General features: G+C 70.5%; 6 protein-coding genes and 1 tRNA gene. 5 read left to right on the top strand and 2 right to left on the bottom strand.

Going from position 1 to position 6421, the window contains the following annotated elements:
• The first annotated feature begins 54 nt into the window (after positions 1 to 54).
• Positions 55 to 129 (top strand) — tRNA-Val (locus NQ160_RS16245).
• Between the two features lie 56 nt (positions 130 to 185).
• Here the strand turns inward: NQ160_RS16245 and NQ160_RS16240 are convergent.
• A complete protein-coding gene (locus NQ160_RS16240) occupies positions 186 to 680 on the bottom strand; it encodes a GNAT family N-acetyltransferase (RefSeq protein WP_257516207.1) in 495 nt (164 codons plus the stop codon).
• A gap of 81 nt (positions 681 to 761) precedes the next feature.
• Here NQ160_RS16240 and NQ160_RS16235 point away from each other — a divergent pair, with 81 nt between their 5' ends.
• The 4 genes from NQ160_RS16235 (at position 762) to NQ160_RS16220 (ending at position 5153) form a co-directional block, all read left to right on the top strand.
• Positions 762 to 2090, top strand: a complete 1329-nt coding sequence (locus NQ160_RS16235) for a hypothetical protein (protein ID WP_257516206.1) — start codon at positions 762 to 764, stop codon at positions 2088 to 2090.
• 192 nt (positions 2091 to 2282) lie between these two features.
• Positions 2283 to 4376, top strand: coding sequence for an acyltransferase family protein (locus NQ160_RS16230; protein WP_257516205.1), 2094 nt, complete (start codon positions 2283 to 2285; stop codon positions 4374 to 4376).
• A 9-nt stretch (positions 4377 to 4385) separates the two neighbouring features.
• A complete protein-coding gene (locus NQ160_RS16225; protein ID WP_257516204.1) occupies positions 4386 to 4907 on the top strand; it encodes a glycine cleavage system protein R in 522 nt (173 codons plus the stop codon).
• Positions 4908 to 4970: 63 nt separating this feature from the next.
• Positions 4971 to 5153 (top strand): hypothetical protein, encoded by a 183-nt coding sequence (locus tag NQ160_RS16220; protein ID WP_257516203.1) that lies wholly within the window; start codon positions 4971 to 4973, stop codon positions 5151 to 5153.
• Positions 5154 to 5159: 6 nt separating this feature from the next.
• Here NQ160_RS16220 and NQ160_RS16215 read toward each other — a convergent pair whose 3' ends face one another.
• Positions 5160 to 6317 carry an SLC13 family permease gene (locus tag NQ160_RS16215; RefSeq protein ID WP_257516208.1) on the bottom strand — a complete coding sequence of 386 codons (1158 nt, stop codon included), beginning with the start codon at positions 6315 to 6317 and terminating at the stop codon, positions 5160 to 5162.
• Between the last annotated feature and the right edge of the window lie 104 nt (positions 6318 to 6421).

Below are 6421 nucleotides of genomic sequence, written 5' to 3'. Positions count from 1 at the left end.
ACACGGGTTCGAATCCCGTCGCCACCTCCACTCAGAACTGAACAGCCCTTACGGGCGCGATTGGCGCAGCGGTAGCGCGCTTCCCTGACACGGAAGAGGTCACTGGTTCGATCCCAGTATCGCGCACCACCACAGAACCCCCCGGGAGACCGGGGGGTTCTTGCTTTTCCGCACGCGGGAGTTGCTCAGCGCAGCATGCGCGCCTCGGTGATGCCGGGGATCGCCGGGTCCGTCTTCTCCACCCCATCGAACGCGAAGCCGTTACGCCGGTAGAACGCGATGGCGCGCGGATTCTGCGTCGCCACCCAGAGCGAGGCGGGCATTGCCCCCAGGGCCGCATCGAGCAGCTCCTGCCCGACACCGGATCCGTGATGGGCGGCGGCGACGTAGATCGCGCACAGTTCGCGCTCGCGCGGCGGCGCCTCGTCGGGCTCGCTGCGACCGGGGCCGATCCACGCGAAGCCGATGAGGGCGCCGTCGAGCTCGGCGACGCGCACCGCGTGTTCCGGTCGGGGTTGAGCCAGAAGGTACTCCCACATCCGCTGCCGCCCGTCGGCGAACGCGTCGGTGAAGAAGCCCTCGGGGAGGAGCCGGCTGTACGTTTCCTGCCAGGTCGAGACGTGCAGGGCGGCGAGCGCCCCGGCATCCGCACGACGAGGTTCACGGACGGTGAAGGACATGCGCCCATCGTGGCATCCCGCCTTCCCTCCCCGTCGGGCGCACCCTGGCGAGCCCCGGACCCCGGGTGTACTGTCCGGGCGATGAGGACCCCTGCCTACGACAAGGTGAGGTTCGCGGGGTACGCGATACCCACCACCCCGGACGACATCATCGCGTTCGGCGACCAGCGCGGCCGGGGCGCGATGGCGGGCACCTACCGGGCAGCCGATGACCTCCTCGCCGATGTGCGCGGCCGCGCGGCGGTGATGAAGGCCGCGGTGGACCTGACCCGTGGCGCCCTCCCCGATCTCGGTGACCCTTCCGTGCTGAACGTCTTCGTGGCGCCGGAGTTCTTCTGGCACGGCCCCCTCGGTCCCTACGTATCCACCCCCGGCGGACGCGACCCGGCCGAGATCGTCCTCGAGGTGCTCAGCGAGCAGTTCCCCGCATCGCAGTACCCGCACTTCCTCCTGGTGCTCGGCTCGGTGATCACCGCCGAGGTCGCCGACATCAATGCGGTCCTCGACTCCGTCGACGCGCGCACCCGCACCGACATCGTGCGTCACCTCGGTGAGGCCTGGCGGCGGTCGTCCGGGGTCATGCGCGGTGTGATCTTCGACATGATGGTCGACTTCATCCGAAGCGCCCACGCGTATCCGCTGGTGCAGGTGCGCAACCGCGGCCTGGTGATCAGCTCCACGCCGGTCGACGGCATCGTCTCGGCGCTCGGGGCGGGCGCATTCACGACCCAGAAGCACTATGACTCCAACGAGGACTTCCTCCTCTGGGAGACCGCCGGTAAACCCGCTGTCACCGAGGCCATGGCGGCCTACCCCGGGCTGGATCTTTCCGCCGGGGACTTCAAGACCCACGCCTCCGATCCCCGCGCCATCTTCGCGGTACCGGACGACCGCACAGCAGTCAACGTGGCGGTGGAGGTGTGCCTGGACCACGCCGACCGCCGGCTGCGGAAGAGCAGCGCACGCAGTCCCTGGCCTCGGCCCGACGACGGCCTCGACCTGCACCTCGTGCCGTCATGCGGCATGCAGCTGCACGCCCCTGCCGTCGCCGCACGATCCGGGGGCTGGGCCTTCAACTGCGACGGCCAGTACCCGCTGGGCCACCTGGGCACCGAGGGTGTGCGTCGGCAGGGCGTGGTCGCGGGCGTGGAGTGCGTCTATGCCGACTATGTCGACTCGGCAAGCCCGGCGCACGCCGCGCACACCCAGCTGGCGCGGGTGCGCACCGGACCACTTCTCCCCGACGAGAACGTGTCGGGCGCGATGGATGCCACGTTCATGCCTCCGCCGCAGGTGACCGTGGACATCCTCCCGGTGCCGCCCGTCGTCGAGGTCCGCGGATTGTTCGCCGGCGGAGCCGGCGCGGTGCACATCTACGGCAGGACCGAGCCGATGCCGCTGCGAGGGTGAGCTCCGCAGTCCGCGACAGGTCGCGCCGTGCTCCGCCGCCAGGCTGGGTGCGTTGTCGGTTGAGATGGCCTCGTCGCGCTGTCCAGGGCCGCTGGCGATCGCAGCGCAGGTGCCTTCCCTCCGGGCGGCCGGATCACTATCCTGGCGCCAGCTGATGCTGGGGGGCACATGGTCGGTGGGGCGACGATGGCGGTGGGGGCGGCGTCCCCGCCACACTCGGCGAGCCCGGGATTCCGTGCAGACATCCAGGGCCTGCGCGCGGTGGCGGTCGTCATCGTGGTGGTCGATCACGCCTTCCACTGGCCAGCGGGCGGGTTCCTCGGCGTCGACGTGTTCTACGTCATCAGCGGGTTCCTCATCACCGGCCTGCTGCTGCGCGAGCTGGAGACGACGGGGTCGATCTCACTGCGGGGCTTCTATGCGCGCCGCATGAGGCGCATCGTGCCGGCGGCGGTCACTGTGCTCGCCGTCACGGTGGCCGCGGCGTTCGCGCTGTGGTTCCTTCCGCGCGCGGTTCAGACCTTGCTCGACGCGCTCAGTGCGCTGCTGTTCGTCTCGAACTGGCACTTCATCGCCCTCGGGACCGACTACCTGCAATCGACGGGCCTCGTCTCGCCCCTTCAGCACTACTGGTCGCTGTCAGTCGAGGAGCAGTTCTACGCGGTATGGCCACTGGGCATGCTCGCGTTGTTCGGGGTGTTCCGGGGCTCGCGTCGCGCCCTCATCGCGGCGATTGTCGTAGGGATCGCCGTGAGCGCCGCGTGGGCGGCGTACCGCACCCTGACCAACCCGATCGACGCGTACTTCGACTCGCTCGCCCGCGGGTGGGAGCTCCTCGCCGGCGCCCTCATCGCCGTCGCAGGCACCGCTCCAGCCGGCATGAAGCCCCGGGCCCGGACAGTCGCTTCGATCAGCGGTCTGGCGCTCATCGTCGCCGGCGCCGTCTTCGTCTCGGCCGACGCGCCCCTGCCGTTTCCCGCGGTCCTGCCCGCCGTCCTGGGTGCCGCGCTCGTGATCTGGGCCGCGGCGCCGAGCGGACGGCGCAGCGTGCTGGGCAACCCCGTCGCACAGTGGCTCGGCGATGTCTCGTACAGCCTGTACCTCTGGCACTTCCCGGTGCTGATCTTCGCCTGGTCGATCTGGGGAGAGGCCCCTGTCGTCGCGGTGCTGTGCGTCCCGGTCATGCTCCTGCTGTCGGAGCTCACACGACGCTACGTCGAGAAGCCGGCGCTGCGAAGCCGCTTCCTTTCCGGGTGGGCGCGTGCACGCAACGTCCGACCCTTCCAAGTGCGCGATGTCGCGGTGGGAATCGCCGTCTTCGCCACGATCGCCGTTCTTTCCGTCGGAGCGCTGCGCGGCCCCGCGATGACGACGACCGCCGGCGCGCTCGCCGACGGTCTCCGGATCGCCCACCTCTCGTCCGACGCCGGTGCCGTCGACACCGCCGCGCGCCGGATGGCGATCGAAGACGCATTGTCTGCGGCGGAGTGGCCAGACGGCATCCGAGCGCAGCTGGACGTGCTCTACCCGTCGCAGCAGACGGTGGCGATGCAGCAGCACGATCCGGGATGCCTCAACGACGTGTTCGAACGGAGTGCTACCAGGGTGTGCCGCGGCGCCTCGGAGCTGATGCTGGTCGGCGACTCCGTCGCACTGTCGTGGCTGCCTACCGTGGAAGCCGCCTATGGCGAGCGAGCAACCGCGGTGGGCTTCGCCAACTGCCCCCTCATCGATGTGAGCGTCGCCGACAGGCGCAACACCCCGGGGCACCGCGACGCCTGCGACGCTCGCCGCGATGAGATGCTCGACCTCGTCGCGGCAGGCCACCCCGAGGTCGTGTTCACCTCTTCGTCGGAGGGCGCTCTGGGCAACACAGGTCTGCCCCTCGCCGAGGCCGCGGAGGCATGGGAGGCGGGCGCGCGACGGACCTTCGAGCGCCTGCGCAGCGTGCCCTCGGTGCTGGTTCTGAGCAACCCGCCGCTCACGGCGGATCCGGCAGGCTGCGCCACGCGCATGACGTCGCCCGAGGAGTGCACCAGTGCGGTCTCCGATGTCTACGCGGCGAAGCTGGCCGCAGAGGTCCGCGCGGCCGCCGATTACCCGAACGTCACCGTGGTCGACACGCAGGAGTGGTTCTGCGCCCAGGACCGCTGCCCGGTCTTCGTAGACGGTTTCGTCGTCCGCACGGACGGCATCCACCTCACCGACGCAGCCGCGATCGAGGTGGCGGGACTGCTGCCGACGAACGGGCAGACCGACCCGGAAGCCATGCCGGCGGGGGGATAGGCTCACCGCATGGCTCACCTCGTCCTCACCGTCGTCGGCGATGACCGCGCCGGACTCGTCCGCGCGTTGGCTGACATCGTGGCCGCGCACGGCGGCAACTGGGAGCGCAGCGAACTGGCCGAGCTCGCCGGCGCCTTCGCCGGCGTCGTCATGGTCAGCGTTCCCGACGCCCAGGAGATGGCGCTCACCTCGGCCCTGCGGGGTCTCGACGGTCTGTTGCGCGTCACGGCACACGCCCCCGTGGATGCCGCAGCATCGTCGGCCGACAGTGGCAGTCGGGTCACCTTCAGCGTGCTGGGCAACGACCGCCCCGGCATCGTCCGCGACGTCACCGCGACGCTCGCCGCGCTCGGCCTCAGCATCGACATGTTCACCAGCGCCACCCTCGATGCGCCGATGGCAGGTGGCACGCTGTTCGAGGCGACCGTCGACGCGCGCGTCCCGACCGGCGTCGAGGTCGCCACCGTCGTGTCCGCGCTGGAAGAACTCGCCGGCGAGATCCAGGTCGACATCACGGTGGGGGAGCGCTAGCAGATCTCGGGCGCTGCGGGACTTGGCTACGATCAAGGGACCGCAATCCCACGGAGGTAGTGAATGTTCATCCTGTACGCGCTGTACGTGGTGCTGTTTCTTCTCGGCTTCTACCTCTTCGGGTTGTCGTTCGCGATCGACTCCGACCCCAGCGGGTTCATCTTCGCCGCCGGCGTCATCGCCGTCTCGCTGGCCCTCGCCTTGATGGTGCACGCGCCCGGCACGGCCCGCCGCCAGGACTCCTGAGCCCCGCTACAGCGCCAGCGGCAGCACCGCGAGCCCGACGATGACCGGCGCCGCCACGGCTCCGCGCAGCATGTAGCGGCGCCATGGCACGTCGATGCCGTCCGCTCGCAGGCGCTCGTGCCAGAGCAGGGTCGCCAGTGACGCCCACGGCGTCACGAGCGGTCCCGCGTTCACACCCACAAGCAGAGCACCCAGACGCGCGGGGGAGTCGGCGACCGATTCCAGAGCCAGGTACGCGGGCAGGTTGTCGATCGCATTGGCGCCGATGAGCCCAGCACCGGCGACGCGCAGCAGCTCCACGACACCGTCACCCGCCCCCACCACGGGGCGCAGCAGCTCGGCGGCGCCCCAGGACTCCAGCGCGCCGACGGCGAGGAAGAGCCCCGAGGCGAAGACGACCAGCTGCCACGGCAGCAGCCGCAGCCCGAGCGCACGCGGATTGCGCCAGCCGTGGACGATGGCGAGGGCGACCGCCGCGGCCAGAGCGGGCTGCCACGGCGGCAGGCCTGAGATGAGCATCGGCAGGAGCACGACGACGATCACCGATGCGGCGCGCAGCAGCACCGGGTCGGAGACCCGGGGCGCCGGGGACGGCGTGTAGCGCCCTCGCAGGTCGCGCCGGTGCACGACGAGCAGCAGCAGCACCGTCACGACGACCGCCACGAGCGCCGAAGGCCACATGAGCGCCACGAAGTCACCCGGACCACCGGTCCCGATGCGATGCGCGGCGAGCAGGTTGGTGAGGTTCGACACCGGCAGCAAGAGCGAGCCGGTGTTGGCCAGCCACACCGTCGTGAAGGCGAAGGGCAGCGGGGCGAGTCCGTTCGCCCGCGCGACGGCCACCACGACCGGGGTGAGCAGCACCGCCGTCGTATCGAGGGAGAGGAAGGCCGTCACGATGACGGCGAGCCCGACCACGGCAAGCCACAGCACGATCGTGCGTCCGCGAGCGAGGCGTGCGAGCCGCGCCGCCACCACGTCGAACACGCCCGCCGACGCGGCGAGCTCCGCCACGATCGTCACCGCCACGACGAACAGCAGGATGGGCCAGACGCGGTCCGCGACCGCCAGCGCATCGGATGCCGGGAGCACGCCGAGCGCGACGGCGGCCCCGCCGAGCAGCAGGAGGACGGCACCGATCACGGCGAGCTTCACGGCATCCATCATCGCGGTCCGCGCACCCCACTAGAATCGTGCCCATGGAACTGAGCCGGACGACCGCTGCGAACGTCGTCGCGGCCTCCGGCACGCGAACGCTTCAGGCCTGA

The sequence above is a fragment of the Microbacterium sp. zg.Y909 genome (genome assembly GCF_024626565.1).
This window is presented reverse-complemented; position numbering and strand designations above follow the sequence as displayed.

Bases quoted from the DNA above. Each gene is read 5' to 3' on its own strand.
- NQ160_RS16240 (WP_257516207.1), bottom strand. From the start codon at position 680: ATGTCCTTCACCGTCCGTGAACCTCGTCGTGCGGATGCCGGGGCGCTC.
- NQ160_RS16235 (WP_257516206.1), top strand. From the start codon at position 762: ATGAGGACCCCTGCCTACGACAAGGTGAGGTTCGCGGGGTACGCGATA.
- NQ160_RS16225 (WP_257516204.1), top strand. From the start codon at position 4,386: ATGGCTCACCTCGTCCTCACCGTCGTCGGCGATGACCGCGCCGGACTC.
- NQ160_RS16220 (WP_257516203.1), top strand. From the start codon at position 4,971: ATGTTCATCCTGTACGCGCTGTACGTGGTGCTGTTTCTTCTCGGCTTC.
- NQ160_RS16215 (WP_257516208.1), bottom strand. From the start codon at position 6,317: ATGGATGCCGTGAAGCTCGCCGTGATCGGTGCCGTCCTCCTGCTGCTC.